Consider the following 21,871-nt stretch of genomic DNA (forward strand, 5'->3'; position numbering starts at 1 on the left):
ACTTTCCCTACACCTCGTTCACCAACGCCGCAATGGCGTCCTGCAGCTCCTGCTGGCGCTGGCGGCGCTCCACTTCAAGTGGGGCAGCGGCGCGCACCTCGCAGTCGGGGATAGTGCACCGCTCGCAGGTTTCGTTGACTTCCTTGACAATAATGGCTGGGTCATCGAGGAAGCCTACTTTCTGGCGCAGCGTGTCGTTGGCGAGCAGGCCCACGGTCACGCTCACGGCGGGCTCAATGGCCGTGCCGGCCCGCGCCAGCGTCAAGCACAGGTACTCGTCGCCGTTGGGGTAGCGCGAGCGTTGGGCGCCGAGCGTGTAGGCCGGCGCCCCGGTAGCCAGGGGCTGCTGACGCAGCTCGGCCAGCAGCCGCACCGAAATCCAGCGGCGGCAGTAATGCTCGTGCAACTCGTTGCCGTGGGGGTTGTGCAGGCGCGAGAGGTGCAGCTCCTTGGTCAGGCGGTAGTCGGCCGAGGCATTGGCCTGGTCGAAGCGCAGGAAAAACAGGCTCTGCAGCCCAAAATGGCGGGGCAGCAGGTTGGTGATGCGCTGCATGAACATCTCCGGCGACACGTCGTAGCGCGTGAGCAGAGCCAGCAGCGCGGCCGGCTCCCAGGTTTTGGCGGCAAACAGGGCCGTCAGGTCGCGCACCAGCGTTTCCTCGTCCATCAGCAGCGCCCCGGCAAAGTACGAGGCCTTGAAGTTGTTGAGCACCTCGTCGAACGAGCGCACCGGAAACGAGGCATTCACGTAGGGCCGGTCTTTCAGGTTGAGGTAGTTGAAGGCCAGCTCGCGGCCCAGCACGAAGCCCTCCTGGGCCCCGCTCAGGCCCTGGCGCAGCAACAACCGCCGCGACTTGGGCTGGAACACCGACCGCAGCCGCCCCAGATGCGCGTATCCGGCCAGCCCGTCCCGGTCGAGGGTGTAGCCGTACTGCTCGGTGAGCACCCGCTCCAGCTCAGTCCGGTCGGGCGGCTCGGCAGCAGCTAGGCTGTGCTCCACTACAAAAGTGCGGGCGTCCTGCTCCAGCTCCTCGAAGTAGTTGTCGTGCATCTCCTGAAAAGAGCGCAGCGCGGCCAGGAAGAAGTTTTCCTGGCGCATCTCGTAGTTGCGCGCAATCTCGAAGAGCGTGCTGATGAAGGCGTTCATCTTGGCCGGCGCGTTGGCAATCAGCTCCACAATGCGCAGCGGGTCGAGGCCGAACATTTCCAGCGGAAACTCCTTGAGCAAATCCGACTGCAGCAGCTCGGAAATGGGTTCGAGCCGCCGGCTCAACGTCAGCGACACGAGCTGGTCGTAGCTCACGCCCAGCACCTTGCTCAGGCTCAGAATCTTATCAGCCTTGGGGTATTTCTTGCCCTTCTCAATCTCGTTGAGGTAGGAGACCGACACGTCGCAGGCGCGGGCCATTTCGGCGGGCGTCAGGCCCCGCTCCTGCCGCAGTTCGCGCAGCTTCAGCCCAAAAATCAAGCGTACAACCTGGCCGTGGCTTAACATATAGGAGCTGGTAAATTGGTGTGAAGCAGAAAAACCGGGCTTTGCGCCAGCCGGGAAACAGAGGATGAAAGAGCCTATTCGCTGACGCCCCATACCTCGGTGGCACTTACTACCGCCTTTTTTTACGCCGTAAGCCCACAAATCTACGGTTTTGCGGACCCGATTAAAAATTAGCGAATATTCGCTTGTTTGATTAAATTCGCTTTTATACATTTGATGCACTGCTTCCGGGCAGCTTTCCTGTCGTCTACTTCAACCCCGCCGCTTATGTCGCCTTTCGCCGAGCCCCAGATCCTAGCCCCCACCTACCGCACCCCCGAGCGGGTGCAGGTAACGGGCGAATACTCGCCCGCCTACGCCGAAATCCTGACGCCCTCGGCGCTGGCTTTCGTAGCCGAGCTGCACCGCCGCTTCGAGGGTACCCGCCGGGCGCTGCTCCAGCGTCGCGAGCAGCGGCAGCAGCGGCTGGCAGCCGGCGAGGCGTTCGACTTCCTGCCCGAAACCCGGATGCTCCGCGAAAAGCCCTGGACCGTAGCCCCGCTGCCCGACGACCTGCTCGACCGGCGAGTGGAAATAACCGGCCCCACCGAGCGCAAAATGATTATCAACGCCCTGAACTCGGGCGCCAAGGTGTTCATGGCCGACCTCGAAGACTCGACCTCGCCCACCTGGGCCAACGTGGTGGAGGGCCAGCGCAACCTGCGCGACGCCGTGCGCCGCACCATTTCCATCAGCACGCCCCAGAAAGAGTACAAGCTCAATGAGCAAACCGCCGTGCTCATGGTGCGCCCCCGCGGCTGGCACCTGCTCGAAAAGCACCTGCTCGTGGATGGCGAGCCAGTAAGTGCTTCGCTGTTCGACTTCGGCCTCTACTTCTTCCACAACGCCCACGAGCTGTGCGCCCGCGGTACGGCGCCCTATTTCTACCTACCCAAAATCGAGAGCCACCTCGAAGCCCGCCTCTGGAACGACGTGTTCGGCTTCGCGCAATGGTCGCTGAAAATGCCCAAGTGCGTTATCAAGGCCACGGTGCTGATTGAGACGCTGCCGGCCGCTTTCGAGCTGAACGAGATTCTGTGGGAGTTGCGCGAGCACTCGGCGGGCCTCAACTGCGGCCGCTGGGACTACATTTTCAGCTACATCAAGCGGCTGGGGCTGGGGGCCGAATTCCGGTTGCCCGACCGCGCCGCCGTGACCATGACGGTGCCGTTCATGAGCGCCTACTCCCAGCTCGTGGTGCAAACCTGCCACCGCCGCGGCGTGCACGCCATGGGCGGTATGGCGGCCCAGATTCCCATCAAAAACGACCCCGAAGCCAACGAGCGGGCTCTCGAGAAAGTCCGCCAGGACAAGGTGCGCGAGGCCCGCGCCGGCCACGACGGCACCTGGGTGGCCCACCCTGGCCTGGTGCCGGTGGCGCTGGAGGTCTTCAACGAGCTGATGCCCCAGCCCAACCAAATCGACAATAAGCGCGACGACGTCCAAGTGACGGCCCAGGACTTGGTGCAGGCTCCGACGGGCGACATCACCGAGGCCGGCCTGCGCCTCAACCTCGATGTGGCCGTGCGCTACCTCGAATCGTGGCTGCGGGGCAACGGCTGCGTGCCGATCCATCACCTGATGGAAGACGCGGCCACCGCCGAAATTTCGCGGGCCCAGGTGTGGCAGTGGCTGCACACGCCCGGCACCCAGCTGGCCGACGGCCGCCCGCTGACCGTGGCGCTGTACCGCGAGTTGCTACCGGCCCAGCTGGAAGCCATCCGGCAGGAAATCGGCGACGAGATATACGCCCAGGGCAAATACCTGGAAGCCGCCCGCCTCTTCGACCGGCTGGTGATGAGCGAGCAGTTCATCGAGTTCCTGACCCTGCCAGCCTACGAGCAGCTGGCATAGCAGGCCGGTTAGTTAAAACGGTGTAGGGGCGGGCTTGTCCCCGCCCGCTGTTGAACAGTTGACTACCACATTAAAACAACGACCACCGTCCAACGGCGGGCGGGGGCAAGCCCCGCCCCTACACTGGGCTAATATTCTCTTCCAGTTCTCCAGGTTTCCCTTACCGGGGCAAAGCACTGCTTTTGCCCCGCCAGGCCCCGCTTTGCCCATACTTTTCACCTCCAACCCACTACTACCATGAACAAGCAGCAACGCATTACCGCCATTGAACAGGATTGGGCCACGAATTCCCGCTGGAAAGGCATCATCCGCCCCTACACCGCCGAGGACGTGCTGAAGCTGCGCGGCTCGGTTACTATTGAGTACTCGCTGGCCCGCAACGGGGCCGAGCGGTTGTGGCAGCTGCTGCACTCCGAGCAGTACGTGGCCGGGCTGGGGGCTCTCACCGGCAACCAAGCCGTGCAGGAGGTGCAGGCGGGCCTCAACGCCATCTACCTCTCCGGCTGGCAGGTGGCGGCCGACGCCAACAACTCGGGCCAGATGTACCCCGACCAGAGCCTCTACCCCGCCGACTCGGTACCGGCCGTGGTGCGCCGCATCAACAACGCCCTGCTGCGCGCCGACCAGATTCAGAGTGTGTCGGGCGAGGGCGACGTGCACTGGCTGGTACCCATTGTGGCCGATGCGGAGGCTGGTTTCGGGGGCAATCTGAACGCGTTTGAACTGATGAAGATGATGATTGATGCCGGGGCTGCCGGCGTGCATTTCGAAGATCAGCTGTCGTCGGCCAAGAAGTGCGGCCACCTTGGCGGCAAAGTGCTCGTGCCCACCCAGGAAGCCATCAACAAGCTGGTAGCCGCCCGCCTGGCTGCCGACGTGATGGGCGTGCCCACGCTGGTAGTGGCCCGCACCGACGCCGACGCCGCCGACCTGCTCACCTCCGACATTGACCCCCGCGACCAGCCCTTCGTGCTGGAAGAGGCCGAACGCACCTCGGAAGGCTTTTTCCGGGTGCGTTGTGGCCTGGAGGCCGGCATTGCCCGCGGCCTGGCCTACGCCCCCTACGCCGACCTGATCTGGATGGAAACCTCGCACCCCGACCTAGAGCAGGCCCGCCAGTTTGCCGAGGCCATCCACGCCCAGTTCCCCGGCAAGCTGCTGGCCTACAACTGCTCGCCCTCGTTCAACTGGGCCGCCAAGCTCAGCGTGGCCGAAATGGAAACCTACCGCGAAGAGTTGGCCGCCATGGGCTACAAGTTCCAGTTCATCACGTTGGCCGGCTTCCACGCCCTCAACACCAGCATGTTCGAGTTGGCCGTAGCCTACCGCGAGCGGGGCATGGCCGGCTACTCGGAACTCCAGGAGCGCGAGTTTGCCCTCCAGAAGAAGGGGTTCAAGGCCGTGAAGCACCAGAGCTTCGTGGGCACCGGCTACTTCGACGCCGTGCAGAACGTGGTAACGGCCGGCCGCGGCAGCACCGGCGCCCTGGTCGGCAGCACCGAGGAAGCGCAATTCAATAATCACTGATTTTCGCTGATCAAGCGTGATTTCTCTGATTTTACGTTCTGCTAAATCCATCTGTTAAACCAAAGGGCCGCTCCTGGCTAGGAGCGGCCCTTTGGTTTACCTATCAACGTCAGAAATCAGCGAAATCACGCTTAATCAGCGAAAATCAGTGATTTAATGTGGCCATCTTTGAACACTGGCACAAGGTCGTATTCGTCCTGGCGGATGCAAAAGGCCATGTCCTGGTGAGCCTCAAGACCGTTGAGGCGGCGCACATGGGCCGAGCGGAGCAGGTAGGCGGCCAGGTCGGGTTCGGCGGCGGCCCAGAGGTCGAGGGCAGCTAGGGTGGCGTCGGAGCTGGTGGTATCGAAATCGGCTTGGAGGCGGGCGGCCAGGGCCCCGCCGAACAACGTGTCTTCGAGGCAGAACAGACCTTTCCAGCCGGCGCAGACGACTACGACATCCTTGTTCAGGCGGCGCAGATGGTTGGCTACGGCCCCCAGGTTGAGGAAGGCGCCAACCACGATTTCATCGGCGGCGGCCGACAGGTGCAGGGCACGGGTGCCGTTGGTGGTGGTGAGGGCTACGGCCCGACCCCGCACGGCTACTTTCCCATCGAGATAGCCAAAGGGCGAGTTGCCCAGGTCCACGCCCTCGGCTTGGCGGCCGTCGCGCTCGGCAGCCGTCAGGTAGCCGTGCGCGGCTTGGGCCCGGCACTCGTCCAGCTCGCTGAAGGGCACCACGGAAGTTACGCCCGCGGCCAACGCCGTTACGATGCTGGAGGTGGCCCGCAGCACATCGACTACCACCGCCACTTTGCCTTCCAGGTTATAGAGCGGCAGTAGTTCAGGGGAGAAACAGATGTCGAGAGTAGGCATGAATCAGCTGTAAATATAAGCACGATGTAGGGGCGGGGCTTGCCCCCGCCCGCCGTTCGCACCGCTGCACCGGTAATCGTTCAACGGCGGGCGGGGGCAAGCCCCGCCCCTACTTCGTTCTTGACAACTATTAAACCTCCTCGGTGCCGGGTACGAAGGGCAGCTTGACCACCTTAGCGGGCAGGTTTTTGCCGCGTACCTGCACGAAAATCGGGGTGCCGGGCGTGGCCAGCGCGGTTTGCACGTAGCCCAGGCCCACGCCCTTGCTCAGGCTCGGCGACTGGGTGCCGCTGGTTACTTCGCCGATAGTTTCGCCGGCCTCATTCACCAGCGGGTAGTGGCTGCGCGGGATGCCGGGGCCGTCCATCAGGAAGCCGACCAGCTTGCGCTCCACGCCGGCGGCTTTTTCGGCCTTTAGGTTTTCGGAGTTGGTGAACTCCTTGGTGAACTTGGTAATCCAGCCCAGGCCGGCTTCCAGGGGCGAGGTTTCGTCGGTGATGTCGTTGCCGTAGAGGCAGTAGCCCATTTCGAGGCGCAACGTGTCGCGGGCCCCTAGGCCGATGGGCTTCAGGCCGTGAGGCTGGCCGGCTTCCATCACGGCGTCCCACACCTGCTTGGCGTAAGCGTTGGGCACGTACAGCTCGAAGCCGCCCGCGCCAGTGTAGCCGGTGGCCGAAATGATGACATCCGGCGCGCCGGCAAACGTGCCCTGCACGAACGAGTAGTACGGAATGGCGCTTAGGTCGGCATCGGTGAGGCTTTGCAGGGCGGCGGCGGCCTTGGGGCCCTGCACGGCCAGCAGGCTCAGCTCATCCGACACATTCTGCATGTCGGCGCCGTCGGTATTGAACTGCTTGATCCAGTTCCAGTCCTTCTCGATATTGGAGGCGTTAACGACGAGCAGGTAGTCTTCCTCGGCCAGCATGTATACCAGCAAATCGTCGATTACGCCGCCAGTCTGGTTGGGCAGGCAGCTGTACTGGGCTTTGCCGGGCACGAGCTTGCTGGCATCGTTGCTGCAAACACGCTGGATGAGGGCCAGGGCCTGGGGGCCGCGCACCCGGAACTCACCCATGTGCGAAACGTCGAACATGCCCACGGCCCGGCGCACGGTGTGGTGCTCGTCGAGGTCGGAGGAATAGCGCACGGGCATGTTGTAGCCGGCGAAGGGCACCATTTTGGCCCCGAGCTGCTGGTGAACGTCGTTGAGCGGAACGGTTTTGAGCGTATCGGACATGAAAGTGAGGTGGGAAGGTGAAACGAGCCGGCCGGAAGGGGCATATTGGGGCCATCCGACGGTGGTGCGAAAGTAGCCAATTATGGCCGGCTGGTCCGTCGCCGGTTGTCTATCTTTGGCTCAGCGCCGCCCCGGCTGCTGGTCTGCCGCGCCGGTGTTCAACCACTTGGCGGCCTCTTTTCCTGAATGAACGACGACCTGAAACAAGAATTCGATGCAGCCCGCATCCGGCACCTGCTCTTCAAGTCGAAGCTGCGCTCCTTCCTTTATGGCAGCGACACGGCCCAGGGCCCCATCCGCGACCCCGAGCAGTGCGCCATGGGCGAGTGGATAACCCTGCGCGCCCTGCCTGCGTACGGCCACCTGCCCGAAACTCACGAGCTCGACCGTCTGCACCGGCTCATTCATGTGGAAGGAAGCCGCCTGATGGACCTGCGCCTGGCCGGCCAGCCCGACGCGGCCACGGCCGGACTAAGCCAGATCAACAAGCTCGCCGATGATATTGTGGCATTGCTGCACACCATAGAAACCCGGGTGCGGGCAGCATAAGCCGCCGGATACCCGTCCTCGTTCCCTCCCCCACCCCATGAAACTTAAGCTCTCTACCAAGCTCTTTGCAGGGTTTCTGGCAATTTCGGCGCTTTTCGCGGGCGTGGTATTTCTCAACTACCAGCTCTCGCGGGCTGTGCTGCGCAATTCGCAGCGGGTAGCCAACTCGCAGCGAATTACCAACGAGGCCACCTCGCTGCTGCGCAACATCATCGATATGGAGGCGGGCTTTCGGGGCTACCTGCTGCTCAACAATGAGGTGCTGCTGACGCCTTACTACGAGGGCGAACGAAGGCTGCTGGGCCGCTTTGCCAGCCTGCGCAACGAGATGCCGGTGGCCGGGCAGCAGTTCCGGCGGCTGCAGCAGGCTCAGCGGCTGTTCGAGCAGTGGAACTCCTACTCGCACCTGCTCATTGGTGAGAAGCGCGAAGCCCTGCGCCGCAACCCCGACCAGATTGGCATCAGCGGCCTTGAGCACGCCAACCTGGCCTCTGACCTTACGGGCAAGGTGCTCATGGATCAGGTTCGGGTGCTGTTTGTCGAATTCGACCAGTCGGAGGCTCTGTCGCGTCGCCAGCAGCGCCTGCGCCTGCAGAAAAGTATCCGCGAAACCCGCATTCTGTCGGTGGGCGTAACGCTCGCCACTATTGCTTTGGGGCTGCTGTATGCCGCATATCTGGTGCGGCAGCTTTCGCGGCGCATCGGCGGCATGGTAGGCCAGGCCCAACGCATTGCCGGCGGCGACTACGCGACCCATATTCCGGACACGGAACAGGACGAGCTGACCAAGCTGGCCACGTCGCTCAATACCATGACCGACACCATCAACACCACTATCCGACAGCTGGAGCGCCGCAACCAGGAGCTCGACCAGTTTGCTTACGTGGTATCGCACGATTTAAAAGCGCCGCTACGGGGCATCGAAACGGCCTCGCGCTGGATTGAAGAGGATTTGGGCGAGAATATCCCGGAGCATATTCGCGAGTTTCTGGTGCTGATGCGCACGCGGGTGCGGCGCATGGAACACCTTATTACCGGCATTCTCGACCTGGCCCGGGTGGCGCGCACACCCCAGGCCGACGAAGCCGTATTTGTGCGCCAGCTGCTGCGCGAAATCATCGATTCGCTGGAGCTACCGGCCGGTTTCGAAGTGGAGCTGCCTTTTTACCTGCCCACGCTGCAGACCAACCAGATTCAGCTCGAACAGGTATTCACCAACCTCATCAGCAACGCCGCCAAGTACCACCACGACCCGGCTCATGGCCGGGTGGCCATCGGTTGCGTCGAAATGCCCGATTATTACACCTTCTCAATAACCGACAACGGGCCGGGCATTGCCCCCGAGTACCATGAGCGAATCTTTATCATCTTCCAGACCCTGACCGAGCGCGACACGCTGGAAAGCACCGGCGTAGGTCTGGCCATCGTTAAGAAAATTGTGGAGCGGCGGGGCGGTAGTATCCGCGTCGAGTCGGCCGAAGGGGCCGGAGCCAGCTTCATTTTCACCTGGCCAAAGCGGGTACCAACTCGCCTGATGCCCCCTTCGGAGCCGGTTGCCCGTATAGCCAAGTAATCCACTGCCTTAATCTGCTCTGTCTGCCCATGTCTTTCTCCTCCCAACAACCTGCCATTCTGCTTGTCGAAGACGACCAGCTCGACATCATGAACGTACAGCGCGAGCTGCGCAAGAACAACGTGAACGTGCCGCTGCACGTGGCCCGCAACGGCCGCGAGGCCCTCGACCTGCTGCGCGGTGAAGGCGGCCAAGTGCGCATTCCGCTCCCTCACGTAGTAATGCTCGACCTGAATATGCCCCGCATGAATGGACTGGAGCTACTGGAAATTCTGCGCGCCGACCCCGAGTTCCAGAACCTGAACGTGTTCATCACCACCACTTCCGATCTGGAAACCGACCGTCTTAAAGCCCAGCATTTAGCCGTAAGCGGCTACATCATCAAGCCTCTGAGCTTCGATACGTTCGGCGAAGGCGGTACTACGGTCGATGGATTCAGCCTGTTTTTGGATCTGCTGAAGCTCAAGAGCTAACAGCCAAAGCCACCGAAAAGCGGCAAAGCGGCCATCAGATACGTCTGGTAGCCGCTTTGCCGCTTTTTGGTAACCCCAATTTTATACGAGCCGTTGCTTTACAGAAGCCGGAATCCCATTCGGTGGTGTTCGGTGGGGCCATGCTCCCGAATGGCAGCACGGTGAGCGGCCGTAGGATAGCCGGCATTCTGCTCCCAGCCATAGGCCGGATGAGCAACTGCCAGCTCCCGCATCCGGTCGTCGCGGAAGGTTTTAGCCAGTACCGAGGCCGCCGCAATATGGCGGTAGAGGCCGTCGCCGCCTACTATGCAGGTGTGGGGAAGCGTAGGATGCGGCCGGAATCGGTTGCCATCGACGAGCAGATGGACGGGCGTGGGCCGCAGCTGGTCGGTGGCCCGGTGCATGGCTAGGTAGCTGGCCTGCGCAATATTGAGCGTGGCTATTTCGGCCACCGAGGCTTCGGCCACGGCCCAGGCTACGGCTTCGCGGCAGATTTCGGTGCGTACCAGCTCGCGCCGCCGTGCCGTAAGCTGCTTGGAATCGTTGAGGTATTGCGACCGAAAATCGGGCGGCAGCAGCACGGCAGCCGCAAAAACGGGCCCGGCCAGGCAGCCTCTCCCGGCTTCATCGAGGCCCGCTTCGAGCGGCGCGCCGGTATAGGAAACCAGTAGCATAGGGGGCGTTGATGAGTTTGGCAGAGAGCCACGGGAAAGTCGGCCCTACTCCTGACACAGAAAGAACCTTGTTCCGGGGGAATGGCCGCAAAGATGGCCGGTTCCCCCGGAATAAGGTCCTTACTGACGCCTGGAAGGCGTGTAGTTTTACGGAGCCCCGGGGCTCAGCCGCTGGCTACTGGTGCGTACCGGCATTGGAGCCCTCGCGGGAGGGGTCCTGCTCGCCACGACGCGAACCCTGGCTGTCGCGCGGGCCATTATCAACGTTAGACTCCTCATCCTCCGTCATGTACACGTTGGTTACGGGGCCGAGGCCGCCGTTTTTCTCGGCCAGCGCCGACTCGGCTTCGGCATGCTTGAGGTTGAATAGCGGGTCGCCTTCCTGCAACGACTTGTCGGGCTGCTTGTTATCGGGCTGGTTATTGGGTTGGTTGGCCATCGTGGGAATGGTGCCGGGCGGAATGTGAACGGCCGACAGTACTAGCCTACGCACCACTTTGGCGGGAGGTTGGCCCCGGTTCCGCGCCGAAGCCCCAGCCGGGCCGGGCCCAGCAAGAAAAAAGGGCAATAAAAAAGCCGCTACCCTGGGTAGCGGCCTTTTCGATCATACTGGCTGGCAGCGTTTCATTCATCCACCCTACTAATTGCTGCCATGATGCCAATACTACGCGGTAAGAGCCTTCCTTTCCATAAACCTTACCAGCGCTGAATAATTAGTAGGTCAAAAGTATACGAACTGCGTGGGCAGAATGGATTTTTTGGCCCAATAGAAAGTTTCACCCGCTCAATGAGCGTTTTTACCCGGTGGGCTATAAGCGAGGGCCACACATTTTTCTACCGTCGTATCTTTACCCCTTTCTGCTCCCTCACTTTTCCTCTATGGCCAACCCTGCCGCCGATTTCGACGAAACGCACAACCCCTGGCAGTTGCAGGCCACCGAAATCAAGTACCAGAACCCCTGGATCCGGGTGCGCGAGGATCAGGTGATTACGCCCGGCGGCACGGCTGGCATCTACGGCGTCGTGACGATGAAGAATAAGGCATTGGGTATTGTGCCGGTCGATGCCGAGGGCAATACCTGGCTGGTGGGCCAGTACCGCTACCCCTTAAGCGAGTACAGCTGGGAAATTCCGATGGGTGGCGGGCCGGTAGAGCTCGACGTACTCGAATCGGCCCAGCGCGAGTTGCGCGAGGAAACCGGCCTGCTCGCCCGCCGCTGGACCAACATCATGCGCTTGCACACATCCAACTCGGTAACCGATGAGGAAGGGTTCGTTTTTCTGGCCCAGGAACTGGAGCAGGGCGACACCGAGCCCGAAGAAACCGAAGACCTGCGCCTGTGGAAGCTTCCGCTGGCCGAAGCCGTGCAATTGGTGATGGAGGGCCGCATTACCGATGCCGTGAGCGTGGCCGGCCTGCTGAAAGCCGGCCGCCTGCTGGGCGTGTAGAGTGGTTAGTGGTTGGATTGGCAAAAAACGTCATTCAGAGCGCCGCGAAGAATCTCGCGGGCTGACCTTGGAACGGTACACAGACATCAGCAAGCGAGGTTCTTCGCGGCACTCTGAATGACGTGCATTCTTTACCCACCTATCCGCCTTAATTTCGCGGCTATGATGCATACGCTTCGTTACATCGGCCAGCGCCTGTACACCACCTGGGCTACCTTCTGGTTCATGGTGCCATTTGTGGTTACCTACCCGGTGCAGTGGGGCCTGAGCCACTGGCCGGCGGGCTGGCCCTACCTGCGGGCCCTCAACAAAGCCTGGTCGCGGTTCTTTATTCTGATGTGGGGCGTGCCGGTTGAAACCGTACGGGCTACCGAAACAGTGCCGCCGGGCCAGCCCTGCCTGTATTTGGCCAACCACAGCTCCCTCATTGATATTCCGCTGCTGTTCTGCACCCTGCCGGGCGGCCCGAACGTGCTGGGCAAAAGCTCGCTGGCTAAAATCCCGCTTTGGGGGCCGATTTTCGGACGCGCCTATATTACCGTCGACCGCAACAGTGCCGTGAGCCGGGGCCGGGCCATCGTGCGGGCCCGCCAGGAGCTGGCGGCCGGCCGATCGGTTATCATCTTCCCCGAAGGCCAGATTTCGAGCCAGCCCGGCCGGCAGCTGGAGCCTTTCAAGGAGGGCGCCTTTCAGCTGGCAATTGCTGCGGGCGTACCCATTGTGCCCATCACCATGCCGCTCAACCACCGGTTTCTGCCCGATGTGGGCGGGCTACGGGTGCGCTGGGCCCGGCTGGCCATCGTGGTGCATGCGCCCATCAGCACGGCGGGCCTTACCGCTGCCGATGCGCCCGCCCTGCAGCAGCACGTATTCGAGGTTATTACCAGTGGCCTGCGGCCCGAAGCCGGCGGCATTCCCGGCCCCGGCAGCTGGCGCCCCCAGGCGGCCCGGACCAAAGCGGCTCCTGCTGCCGCCGCCGCCGCCCAGCCCGAACCGGTTGGCTGAGCAGGACACAACCGGCCGAAGGACCGTATCTTGCGGCTACCAACTGCTTTTTTCACCTTTGAACTCCCCGCTCCCATGAGCACCGACCTGGCTACTCTGCGCGGCCTGGCCCACCTGGCCCGCCTCGAATTCGACTCCGCTAACGAGCAGCAGGTGCTCGGCGACCTGAACAAGATCCTGGACTGGGTGGACCAGCTCCGCCAGCTCGACACCACCGACGTGGAGCCACTGGTGCACCTGAGCCAGGAAATTAACGTGCTGCGCCCCGACGAAGCCCACAACACCGTCGGCCACGCCGCCGGCCTGAGCAACGCCCCGCGCAAAGACTCCGACTACTTCCGGGTACCAAAAGTGCTGGAGTAGCCTCGTTAGCTGTTAGCTAAGAGAACGTCATGCAGAGCGAAGCGAAGCATCTCGCGTGCTGACGTTGCCCACGAAACCGCAACGTGCAGCAGAGATGCTTCGCTTCGCTCTGCATGACGTTTTGAAAACCTCACCCCACTCCCCCGCTCCGCTTGACTTCGCCTGTTCCCTCCCCGAGCACTCGCCGCTGGCCCTGGCCGCTGCTGCTGCTGGCTTTGTGCGCCGCGCTGGCCCTGGGGCTGGCCGGCTGGCACTACTTCACGGCCGAGAATGCCGTGCAGCCCCTGCAGCCCGTAGCCCAGCTGACGCCAGTGCCCACAACCGTGGCCGAGGTGGCCGTGGGGCTGGCCCGGCTGCCGGTGCAGGCCAACGGCTACCTCGTTACCCAGACCTACGACGTGGCCGGTCCGTTTCTGCGACCCGGGGCAGCGCTGGGGCTGGTGGCGGTGCTGGGCGTAGCGCTGGCCTATCTTCTGGCGGCCGTCAGCCCCCTGAGCCGGCTGTACTTTGTGGCGGCAATGGCCCTGGTTATCTTCCTGCTCATGTCGCTCAACGCCGACCTGCTGGGCGTGTTCGAAACCGGCAGGCAGTATGTGCTGCTCCTGAGCTTGGTGCTGCTGGTGGGGCCGGCCTACTACTTCCACGCCTTTCGGCCCGAAACAGCTTTTACCACGCGGCTAGGTACGTTTGCTGCCCTGGTGACGGGCCTGGGGCTGCTGGTATTTCTGCAAAATCCCAACCCCGCCGATTATACGGCCCTGCACCTGAGCGCCTATTTCACCACGGCCGGGGCGGTTGCATTTGCGCTGCTGGTACTCTGGGTGGCCTTCGAAAACGTACATGGCCTGCTCTGGGTCAATACGCAGGCCGATACACCCGCCGGCCGCTACGGGCTGTGGGCGTTCCTGCTGGCCGGCGGCCTGTACCTAAGCATTCTGCTGCTTTACTACCTCAACCAAAACCAGCTGCTGGTGCTGCCCGGCATCCAGCTCGACCCATACCTACTGCTGCTGCCGGCCGTGGCCGTGGCCTGGCTGGGCCAAAGCCGCCGTGCTGCCACGCTGCCGGCCGGGGTACCGCCGGGGGCTGCGGCCACCCTGCTACTGGTGCTGGTGCTGCTGGCCGCCGGCACGCTCGGCTACGCCCTAGCCACCGCCAACGACCCACTGCTGCAGGCGGGTCGCGACTTCACGGCTCTGGCGTTGCTGGGCTTGGGCGGCGCATTTTTGATCTATGTGTTGCTGAATTTCGGGCCGCTGCTGCGCCAGAAAAAGGCTGTTTACCGCGTGGTGTTTCAGCCCCGGCGGTTTCCGTTTTATGCCATGTACGCGCTGGGGATAGTGGCCGTGGTGGGCGTGAGCATGCGCAACAATTTCTTCGTGCTCGATCAGGTGCAGGCCGGCGCCTACAATAACCTGGGTGATTTGGCCCGGCTGGAAAGTGAGCTGACGCCCGATGATATGTCGCGGGCCCTGCTGGCGGAGCGCTATTACGCCGAAAGCGACGTGCTCGACCAGCACAACCACAAAGCCAGCCTGGGCCGGGCGGCGCTCTACCGCTTCCGTTTGCAGCGCCAGAACGAAATCAACATCCTGCGCCGGGCACTGGCGCGGCGGCCCTCGCCCCGCATCTCGCTGCGCCTGGCCGCTCTCTACAACGAGCAACAGGACTTTTTCGACCGCCTGGCTGTGCTGCAGGAAGGGCTGCGGGCCAATCCCACCAATGCCGCCCTCAACGCCGATCTGGCCCAACTTTACTCCCGCTCCGCCCTGGCCGATTCGGTAGCGCACTACCGCGCCCGCGCCACCGCCGCCACCGGCTCCGATGATGCCATGCTGGCCGCCAACGAACTGGCCTACCGCATCCGACAGCAGGACTGGGTCGGCGCCGCCGCGCTGGTACAGGAAGCCCTCACCACCGACCCAGATAATGCTGCTTTACAGGCCAATGCCCTGCTACTGGCCCGGCTTACCGGCAAATCTGCCGCGGCCCCCACGCCCCTACCCGACACTACCCGGACGCTCAACGACGCCCGCTTCGCCCGGCTTTATCACGATGCCCTAGGCCGCGCCACCCGGCACGATACCACGCTGCTGGCGCTGCTGCCTGCCCTGGCCGCCAACCCCGACAACGCTCCATTTCTTGACCAGCTAACGCTGCTACGGGCCTTTACGCAACACTATGGCGGCGGCCGGTGGCTGCTCAACAAGCCTTGCTGCCGCTGGCCAGCGGCTCGGGAGCCGGCTCGGCTTACTACCAGCAGCTGCAGGGCCTGTGGCTGCTCGACCAGGGCCTGCCCGCCCCGGCCGCCAGCCGCCTCCAGGAAGCCCGCGAAAACGGCGCCCCATTAGTGGCGCTGCCCCTGGCCTACGCACTGGCCCTGAGCGGTCAGTCCGATTCGGCCCGGCAGGTAGCCGCTCGTGCTCCGGCCGGCGCGGCGACCCAGCTGTTACGAGCGGCCCTGCAGCCCGAGCTGCGTGAAACTTACAGCCTAGCATCTGATTCAGTGAAAACCCAATACCTGGTGCTACGTGGCGACGAGTTGCCGGCCCCGGCCCTGCTCCCGTCGGCTACTTCCGTAACATCGGGCCCGCTGCAAAGCACTGCCCTACTGGCCCAATTGCCCCGCGCGCTGGAGGCCGGCCAGCTCGATGCCGTGCGCAAGACGTTGGCGCAGGTCGCGCCGCCCATTGGGGCCGCGGGCGCTTCGCCCTGGAACGTGTTGCGGGGCGAACTGTACATACGCGGGCAGCAGTGGCCCCAGCTGCGCGAACTAGCGCAGAAGGGCACATTTACCGGGTTCGAGACGTATCAGCGGCTGTATTTCCGGGCGGCGCTGGCCGAGGCCGATAAGCAGCCGGCCGAAGCTGGCCGCCTCTATGCCCGGCTGGTGCAGCAGGCCCCATTCGCCGAAAACGGGCTGGTCGCCGCCGCTGCCTTCCACGCCCGCCGCAACGAGTTTCCGGCAGCCTACGACGTACTGCTACGCGGGGTGGAGTACAACCCCGAATCGGTGGCGCTACTGAAAGCCTACGTGCTGGCGGCCGTGCCGGTGGGCCTGATGGAATACGCTCAGGCCCCGCTCTACCGTCTCGGCACGTTGCTTTCGGCGGCGGATTATGGTACCTTTCGCAAGGAGTACGACGCGGCCCTGGTGGCCCGTAAGACCTCCTGGAATTAACCCTTAGCTCCTCATCCTATGCAGCCTCCTATTATCCAGACCGATGATATTTCCAAGGTGTACCGCATGGGGGCTGAGGAAATCCACGCCCTGCAGTCGGTATCCATTACCATTCAGCGGGGCGAGTATGTGGCCTTCATGGGACCATCGGGCTCGGGCAAGTCAACGCTCATGAACATCATCGGCTGCCTCGATACGCCTTCGGGCGGCAGCTACGTGCTCAACGGGCACGACGTGAGCAACATGAGCGACAACCAGCTGGCCGACGTGCGCAACCGCGAAATTGGCTTCGTGTTCCAGAGCTTCAACCTGCTGCCCCGCGCCACTTCCCTCGATAACGTGGCTTTGCCCCTCATCTATGCTGGCTACGGCAAAAGCGAGCGGCACGAAATGGCCCGCGAAGCGCTACGCAGCGTAGGCCTGGCCGACCGCGCCCTGCACAAGCCCAACGAGTTGTCGGGCGGCCAGCGCCAGCGCGTGGCCATTGCCCGCGCCCTGGTCAATAATCCCAGCATCATCCTGGCCGACGAACCGACCGGTGCCCTCGACACCCGCACCAGCCACGAAATCATGGAGCTGTTCGAGGCCCTCTACGTGCGCGGCAACACCATCATCATGGTAACGCACGAAGAGGATATTGCCATGCACGCCCACCGCATTGTGCGCCTGCGCGATGGCCTCGTGGAAACCGACGAGGTGAATGAAAACGTGGTAAGCGGCCAGTTAGCGAAAGGGTAAGTGAGGTTTTTGTTGGTAAAATAGAACGTCATTCAGAGCGAAGCGAAGAATCTTACGTGCTGATGTTGTTAATAGCCATCCGACGTCAGCACGCAAGATTCTTCGCTTCGCTCTGAATGACGTTCCATTTTAACATTTCCCCCTCCTCAACGCATGAAAATCTATACCAAAACCGGCGACAAGGGCCTTACTTCGCTTATCGGCGGCACGCGCGTGCCTAAATCCAGCCTGCGCATCGAGTGCTACGGCACCGTTGACGAGCTGAATTCCTACATCGGTCTGGTGCGCGACCAGCCCGTGAACGAAGCCCGGCGCACGCTGCTCAAGGAAATCCAGGACCGCCTGTTTACGGTAGGTGCTTCGCTGGCTTCCGACCCCGAGAAGTCGAAGATGAAGATTCCGGACCTGCACGCCGAGGACGTGGAGCTGCTGGAGCAGGAAATGGACCGCATGAACGAAACGCTGCCCGAACTGCGGGTGTTTGTGCTGCCCGGTGGCCATCAGTCAGTGTCATTTGCCCACCTGGCCCGCTGCGTGTGCCGCCGGGCCGAGCGGCTGGTAATTCACCTGAACGAAGACGAGTTTGTGGCCGAGCTGGTGGCAATGTACCTCAACCGTCTGTCCGATTACCTGTTCGTGCTCAGCCGCCAGATGGCCCACGAGCTGGGTGCCGAGGAAGTGAAGTGGGAGCCGCGCATGTAGTGCAGCTGCCTAACAGGCGTTAGGCAGCTTACGCAGAAAATTCGCATCTTTAACTCAGCCGGCCAATGCCCTTGGGCCGTATCCGGCTGGTAAGCTGCTGGCCGCCAAACGTTCGGTCGGCTTGCTGGCCTTTCACCGCAAGTTTGCGGCGGGCCGGATCCGGAAGCCCTCCTTGCTTCCGTCAGCGGGCCGATTTATTCTCTCCACCTACCCATCCATCCCACCCCATGCTCGATACGCTCACCATTCCAACCCAGCGCACCAGCGCCCCGCGTTTGCCTGGGATAAACTTTGCCCAGCTCGAATTCGGCAAAACCTTCGCCGACCACATGCTGGTAGTCGACTACCACGACGGGCAGTGGCAGGAGCCGCATATTGTGCCTTACGGCGATATGAGCGTGAGTCCGGCCAATTCGGCCATCCACTACGGCCAGTCGATTTTTGAGGGCATGAAGGCCTACAAGAACCACGACGGCGAGGTAGCGCTGTTCCGCCCGCTCGATAATTTCCACCGCTTCAACGCCTCGGCCCGCCGCATGTGCATGCCCGAGTTGCCTGAGGATATCTTCATGCAGGGCCTGCTGCAACTCATCCGCCTCGACAGCGGCTGGGTCCCCACCGACGCTGGCAGCGCCCTCTACATCCGGCCCTTCATGTTCGCCACCGATGCCATGCTGGGCGTGCGTCCGTCGGAGTCGTACCGCTTCATGATTATCACCTGCCCGGTGGGCCTCTACTACCAGAAGCCGCTGCGGGTGCGCTTCGAAGAAACTTACGTGCGCTCGGCCGAGGGCGGCGCGGGCGCGGCCAAAAACGCCGGCAACTACGGCGCGGCCATGTACCCCACCAAGCTGGGCCAGCAGGAAGGCTACAACCAGCTCATCTGGACTGATGCCTCGGAGCACAAATACGTGGAGGAATCGGGCACGATGAACGCCCTGTTCATCATCGACGGCCACCTGGTTACGCCCGCCCTGAGCAGCTCCATCCTCGACGGCATCACCCGCCGCAGCGTGCTACAGCTAGCCCGCGACTGGGGCATGCCCGTAGAGGAGCGCAAGGTATCGGCCATTGAAGTGCTCGACGCCCAGCGCAACGGCACGCTACAGGAAGCATTTGGGGTAGGCACGGCCGCCACCATTGCCACCATTGCCGTTATCGGCTACCAGGGCCACGACTACGAGCTGCCCACGCCCCCGGCCGACGCCTTCTCGCGCCGCGCTACTGCTGCGCTGGCCGCCATCCGCAACGGCGAAGCCCCCGACCCCTACGGCTGGATGGTGCGCGTATAACCCCGATCCGCTTTTTCGGTAGTTCTCCGCCGGGATACTACTTCGGCGTAGAGCCGGTCCCTGCCTTTCGGGCGGGGACCGGCTCTGTTGCGTCCGGCGGTGGTATTTTCACGACCTTTACCCTTTGCCCAGCCATTGTGCCGGCATTTTTCCTATTTCAGAATTCACACTTTTTTTCCTATGACCCACGACCAGGTGAAGGAATTGAAGGGCCGCGCCGAGGCCCTGAGGAGGTATCTTTGACTACGATGCCCGCAAAGAACAGGTAGAGGAAATTGAGGCCCAGACCACGTCGGCCGGTTTCTGGGACGACTCCAAACAGGCCGAAGCCACCATGCGCGAGCTGAAGGGCATAAAGGTCTGGACCGACGATTACGAGGCCGTAGAAAAGCAGGTTGATGACGTGGAGGTGCTTTATGAGTTCCACCGCGAAGGCGACGTGCCCGAGGCTGAAATGCAGCGCGAATTCGCCGCCGCCGAGCAGTCGGTGGAGCGCCTGGAGTTCAAGCGCATGCTCTCCGACGAGGAAGACCAGCTTTCGGCCGTCATCGACATCAACCCTGGTGCCGGCGGCACCGAAAGCCAGGACTGGGCCGAGATGCTCATGCGCATGTACATCATGTGGGGCGAAAAGCAGGGTTTTACCGTGCGCCAGCTCAGCTACCAGCCCGGCGAGGGTGCCGGCATCAAGTCAGCCTCGCTCGAAATCGACGGTCAGTTTGCCTATGGCTATCTGAAAAGCGAAATCGGGGTGCACCGGCTCGTGCGCATGTCGCCCTTCGACAGCAGCGGCCGCCGCCACACCTCGTTCGCCTCAGTATTCGCCTACCCAGTGATTGACGATACCATCAACATCGAAATCAACTCCGCCGACATCAGCTGGGATACCTTCCGGGCGGGCGGGGCCGGCGGCCAGAACGTGAACAAGGTGGAAACCGCCGTACGCCTCACGCACGCGCCATCCGGTATCATCATCGCCGTGCAGATTGAGCGTAGCCAGCTTATGAACAAGGAGCACGCCCTGCGCATGCTCAAATCGCGCCTCTATCAGATTGAGATGGATAAGCGTAACGCTGCTCGCGACGTAGTAGAAGCCGGCAAAAAGCGCATCGACTTCGGCTCCCAGATTCGCAACTACGTGCTCCACCCCTACAAGCTTATCAAGGACCTGCGCACCGGCATCGAGCGCACCGACGTGCAGAACGTACTTGACGGCGACCTGGAAGAGTATATCAAAGGCTATCTGATGCAGAGCTAGGTAGACTAATACTGCCTCCGGGCTGTAATAAATTGCCTCTGGCTTTGCACCTGTAAGACCAAATAAAAAGGGCTACCCGATTGGGTAGCCCTTTTTATTATGCAGCAACTATTCTTAGAACTTATCCCAGAACAGCTTAGTACCTACTTTGTCACCACCAATGGCAGCAGCAGCTTCGCTGTAGTTGGCGCCATTGATATTCTGTTCTACAACAGGATATACGTAGCGAACCGGAATAACATCGGTAACTGCCTGCACGGCAATTGGTAGGTTAGGATAGTCGAGACGACGCCACGTCGTCCAAGACTCTACAGGCTGGTTGTACAGAGCAACCCATTCCTGATAAGCAATTTTCTGCTTTTCCGTACCCGGCGCAGTGGTATAGGCTACCGTTGGATTGGCAAGGTAGGCCGTTGCTTCTGCAGCCGTGCCACCCCATTCTAAAATGGAAGCAGTAACACCAGCATTGTAGTGCGACTCAGCAGTGCCACCAACAGCATAACCACGGCTTCTGGCTTCAGCTAGCAGGAATTCCACCTGTGCGTAAGACATAAGAACACCTGGCAGAGTCTGAGCCCGAAGCTTGGTTCCTGGCTGCGAAATGGTCGTTTTTGGATTGGTAGTACCTACTACCCCGCCTACAAAACTACCTGCTGGCAAGCTGGCACTGGTAGCGGCATTGAAGTAATCATTCAGGCGTGGATCTACTGCCTTTACAGGACCAGCAACACCCTTCAGACGATCAATGAAATAGTTAGCACCCACAAAGTCCTGACGGCCGCTTCTCACCAGATCCTCAAACAGCGGATTGGTGTTTGGGAACGTACCGTTGAAGGTAAGATCGATGTTGTCGGCATTGGAAGCCAGCAACTTGCCAGCACTAGCTACCGTGGATTCGGCCATAGCTTTTGCTTTAGTGTTGTCCACATCAGCAATTACGAGTGCCATGCGCAATTTCATGGCGTAGGCAAACTTGGTCCACAGCACGGTGCTACCACCGTTAATCAGATCGTTTGTGCCAAGGCCAGTAGACACTGATGCATTCGTATCCAACGCACGGATAACAACATCCAGTCGGCTGATCAGGTCGTTGTAGATGGTAGTCTGATCATCATACTTTGGGCGCGGCTTATTAAAGTCGAGTGCCTCGCTGTATGGGATGTTTCCGTACGTTTCAACCAACGTTGCCCAAGCGTAAATCTCCAATACCTCCGCTACCGCCAAAGCATTGGCCTTGTTAGCTTCCGGAATGGTTATATCATTCGGAATAGCCGTTTTGGCAGCCCGCAAATCCTGAATGCAGTCACGATAAAGCGAATTCCAGAAATTTGTGGGGATGTTCCGGGTGTTAAGATCGTACCGAGCCTCCGTAGGATAATCGGTAGCTGCCCAATACTGCGTGAAGTAGCGCAGCGGGTTCGAGTTCACGTTAGGCGACACCACTGCCCGAGTCAAGGAGCGCTCAGCATTGGCAATGAAGCCGGCAGCAGGCGCTGTGGTAGGGCTTTTCGGGTCTACGTTGTAGTCGTCGTCTAAGGAACCGACACAAGAGGCGGTCAGCGCTAAGGCAGACACACCAGCAAGAAGGATTTTTTTCATGATGAT

The 21,871-nt window shown here is 61.7% G+C and carries 19 protein-coding genes; 13 read left to right on the forward strand and 6 right to left on the reverse strand.

The annotated features are described in order from the left end of the window. Nucleotides 1-7 precede the first annotated feature (7 nt). Nucleotides 8-1,495, reverse strand: coding sequence for a helix-turn-helix domain-containing protein (locus D0N36_RS08685; protein ID WP_116941003.1), 1,488 nt, complete (start codon nt 1,493-1,495; stop codon nt 8-10). A gap of 267 nt (nt 1,496-1,762) precedes the next feature. On the opposite strand from D0N36_RS08685, the gene aceB reads away from it, so the two are divergent. Together aceB and aceA are read left to right on the forward strand one after the other, a co-directional pair. Continuing rightward, nucleotides 1,763-3,388, forward strand: a complete 1,626-nt coding sequence (aceB, locus tag D0N36_RS08690; RefSeq protein WP_116941004.1) for a malate synthase A — start codon at nt 1,763-1,765, stop codon at nt 3,386-3,388. A 237-nt stretch (nt 3,389-3,625) separates the two neighbouring features. Further along, nucleotides 3,626-4,915: an isocitrate lyase gene (aceA, locus tag D0N36_RS08695; RefSeq protein ID WP_116941005.1), complete on the forward strand. Its 1,290-nt coding sequence runs from the start codon at nt 3,626-3,628 to the stop codon at nt 4,913-4,915. A gap of 131 nt (nt 4,916-5,046) precedes the next feature. Here the strand turns inward: aceA and D0N36_RS08700 are convergent, their stop codons facing one another. Continuing rightward, a complete protein-coding gene (locus D0N36_RS08700; RefSeq protein WP_116941006.1) occupies nt 5,047-5,772 on the reverse strand; it encodes a 2-phosphosulfolactate phosphatase in 726 nt (241 codons plus the stop codon). A 130-nt stretch (nt 5,773-5,902) separates the two neighbouring features. Next, nucleotides 5,903-7,009 carry a glycine cleavage system aminomethyltransferase GcvT gene (gene gcvT, locus D0N36_RS08705; RefSeq protein ID WP_116941007.1) on the reverse strand — a complete coding sequence of 369 codons (1,107 nt, stop codon included), beginning with the start codon at nt 7,007-7,009 and terminating at the stop codon, nt 5,903-5,905. Between the two features lie 186 nt (nt 7,010-7,195). Here gcvT and D0N36_RS08710 point away from each other — a divergent pair, with 186 nt between their 5' ends. The 3 genes from D0N36_RS08710 to D0N36_RS08720 are packed head-to-tail and all read left to right on the forward strand — an operon-like array spanning nt 7,196 to nt 9,604. Beyond that, nucleotides 7,196-7,558 carry a CZB domain-containing protein gene (locus D0N36_RS08710; RefSeq protein WP_116941008.1) on the forward strand — a complete coding sequence of 121 codons (363 nt, stop codon included), beginning with the start codon at nt 7,196-7,198 and terminating at the stop codon, nt 7,556-7,558. 37 nt (nt 7,559-7,595) lie between these two features. Beyond that, on the forward strand, nt 7,596-9,131 hold the full coding sequence (locus D0N36_RS08715) for a sensor histidine kinase (protein WP_116941009.1): 1,536 nt from the start codon (nt 7,596-7,598) through the stop codon (nt 9,129-9,131). Between the two features lie 29 nt (nt 9,132-9,160). Continuing rightward, nucleotides 9,161-9,604: a response regulator gene (locus D0N36_RS08720; protein ID WP_116941010.1), complete on the forward strand. Its 444-nt coding sequence runs from the start codon at nt 9,161-9,163 to the stop codon at nt 9,602-9,604. A gap of 98 nt (nt 9,605-9,702) precedes the next feature. Here D0N36_RS08720 and D0N36_RS08725 read toward each other — a convergent pair whose 3' ends face one another. Continuing rightward, nucleotides 9,703-10,278, reverse strand: coding sequence for a ribonuclease HII (locus D0N36_RS08725; protein WP_116941011.1), 576 nt, complete (start codon nt 10,276-10,278; stop codon nt 9,703-9,705). Nucleotides 10,279-10,453: 175 nt separating this feature from the next. Next, entirely contained in the window at nt 10,454-10,774 is a 321-nt protein-coding gene (locus tag D0N36_RS08730) for a hypothetical protein (protein WP_147320804.1), read from the reverse strand. A 383-nt stretch (nt 10,775-11,157) separates the two neighbouring features. On the opposite strand from D0N36_RS08730, the gene D0N36_RS08735 reads away from it, so the two are divergent. From D0N36_RS08735 to prfB, 8 genes are all read left to right on the forward strand, one after another. Continuing rightward, nucleotides 11,158-11,727, forward strand: coding sequence for an NUDIX domain-containing protein (locus D0N36_RS08735; protein ID WP_116941013.1), 570 nt, complete (start codon nt 11,158-11,160; stop codon nt 11,725-11,727). A gap of 162 nt (nt 11,728-11,889) precedes the next feature. Beyond that, nucleotides 11,890-12,732 (forward strand): lysophospholipid acyltransferase family protein, encoded by an 843-nt coding sequence (locus D0N36_RS08740; RefSeq protein WP_190242585.1) that lies wholly within the window; start codon nt 11,890-11,892, stop codon nt 12,730-12,732. A gap of 75 nt (nt 12,733-12,807) precedes the next feature. Beyond that, complete coding sequence (gene gatC / locus D0N36_RS08745; RefSeq protein ID WP_116941015.1) at nt 12,808-13,095, forward strand: Asp-tRNA(Asn)/Glu-tRNA(Gln) amidotransferase subunit GatC; 288 nt, start codon at nt 12,808-12,810, stop codon at nt 13,093-13,095. Between the two features lie 152 nt (nt 13,096-13,247). Then, on the forward strand, nt 13,248-15,446 hold the full coding sequence (locus tag D0N36_RS08750; protein WP_116941016.1) for a tetratricopeptide repeat protein: 2,199 nt from the start codon (nt 13,248-13,250) through the stop codon (nt 15,444-15,446). 848 nt (nt 15,447-16,294) lie between these two features. Then, the gene (locus D0N36_RS08755) at nt 16,295-17,014 is read left to right on the forward strand and encodes an ABC transporter ATP-binding protein (RefSeq protein WP_116941017.1); all 720 of its coding nucleotides are present in this window, start codon (nt 16,295-16,297) and stop codon (nt 17,012-17,014) included. A gap of 153 nt (nt 17,015-17,167) precedes the next feature. Continuing rightward, complete coding sequence (locus tag D0N36_RS08760) at nt 17,168-17,716, forward strand: cob(I)yrinic acid a,c-diamide adenosyltransferase (RefSeq protein WP_116941018.1); 549 nt, start codon at nt 17,168-17,170, stop codon at nt 17,714-17,716. Nucleotides 17,717-17,943: 227 nt separating this feature from the next. Then, complete coding sequence (locus tag D0N36_RS08765) at nt 17,944-19,008, forward strand: branched-chain amino acid aminotransferase (RefSeq protein WP_116941019.1); 1,065 nt, start codon at nt 17,944-17,946, stop codon at nt 19,006-19,008. 180 nt (nt 19,009-19,188) lie between these two features. Next, nucleotides 19,189-20,266, forward strand: a protein-coding gene (prfB, locus tag D0N36_RS08770) for a peptide chain release factor 2 (protein WP_116941020.1) whose coding sequence is annotated in 2 segments (ribosomal slippage) — nt 19,189-19,248 and nt 19,250-20,266 — 1,077 coding nt in all. Because the reading frame shifts where the segments join, the coding sequence is not laid out codon by codon here. Nucleotides 20,267-20,380: 114 nt separating this feature from the next. On the opposite strand, the gene D0N36_RS08775 is transcribed toward prfB, so the two are convergent. Further along, a complete protein-coding gene (locus D0N36_RS08775; protein ID WP_116941021.1) occupies nt 20,381-21,865 on the reverse strand; it encodes a SusD/RagB family nutrient-binding outer membrane lipoprotein in 1,485 nt (494 codons plus the stop codon). Nucleotides 21,866-21,871: the final 6 nt, after the last annotated feature.

Origin of the sequence: Hymenobacter lapidiphilus (assembly GCF_003417065.2) — a bacterium.
Lineage (GTDB): Bacteria > Bacteroidota > Bacteroidia > Cytophagales > Hymenobacteraceae > Hymenobacter.